Source organism: Vibrio sp. Vb0667, assembly GCF_033391095.1.
The window spans coordinates 1-1082 of sequence record NZ_JAWPOL010000357.1 but is presented as its reverse complement, the minus strand read 5'-3'; the positions used below and the strand labels follow the sequence as shown (position 1 = coordinate 1082).

Below are 1082 nucleotides of genomic sequence, written 5' to 3'. Positions count from 1 at the left end.
TAGAGTTAGTTCTGGATGGGGAATATATTAATGAAATGGAAAGTCATGATCGAAAAGTAACGCACATCGTTGCTAAAAAAGGCGACGCGATATTTATTCCACCTAACTGTTGGAATAAACCAGACTGGGATACCGATTGCTCAGTGTTAAGTATTTTGTTTGGGCGTCGACAACTTGGGTTAAGTTTGGTGAGCAAACGCAAAGGTGAGGCAAACTTTTACGATATTCAAAAGCATAGCATCCAAACACGCTCAGGATTTGCGATAGATAACATCTTAGAAGCGTTGAGCTCACTGGCTCGTGAGAATACTAAAAAACCAATGGATGAGCTTTTACTGCAAGCATTACTGCAATACGCGAAGACGATGTTGGATGCTCCAGTCGAGCAGCAGTCACATAGCCGTGTGCAAGATCTCTATCAAGGGATTTGTATCTACATTCAAGAGAACTTCCATCGCCCAATCACGCGTGACAGCATTGCGTCGAGATTCAGTATTTCCTCGAACCATTTGTCGCGCTTGTTCCGTCAGCAGGGGCACATGACCTTGGCAGACTACATTACTTGGGTACGCGTGGATCGTGCGAAGTTTATGCTCAAGAAATACAACTTCAAACTCAATGACGTGTCAGTGCGCTGTGGATTTAAAGACGTGAACTATTTCTGCCGAGTATTTAAGAACCGTACAGGCAGAACGCCGACGGAATATCGTGGTTCGATTTAAACCTTCAGTCAGAGTGCGTAAATCATAGAGAAGTTTAGGCGAGCAGCCTCGACATGGCGTACATCAGCAGCGCTTGTAAGTCGACGCTGCTTTTTGTTAGTAGTAGGCGTTCCGCCATTTGATCGGTAAGCAGATTTCGTGTGAGGTTAGTGGCCGCAATGATCTGTTCTCGGGTCGGCTTTTCTGGCATCACCAGTGCTATAGCCAGATGAACATCACCCATCTTTGAAGCCCAATCCATCGATTTTTCATTTGCAATAACGGCAATAGAAATATGGTCAACACCTGAAAACATCACATGCGGCAGAGCGATCCCCGGAGTCACGCAAGTTGATGAACGTTCTTCGCGTTTAATAAAAG

At 45.0% G+C, this 1082-nt stretch carries 2 protein-coding genes; one reads left to right on the top strand and one right to left on the bottom strand.

The window, feature by feature from the left end:
* On the top strand, positions 1 to 722 hold a 722-nt coding region (locus tag R8269_RS25885; RefSeq protein WP_318222998.1), incomplete at its 5' end, for an AraC family transcriptional regulator.
* Positions 723 to 756: 34 nt separating this feature from the next.
* Here the strand turns inward: R8269_RS25885 and R8269_RS25880 are convergent.
* Positions 757 to 1082, bottom strand: a 326-nt coding sequence (locus R8269_RS25880) for a PTS sugar transporter subunit IIA (RefSeq protein WP_318222997.1), incomplete at its 5' end; no start/stop codon positions are given.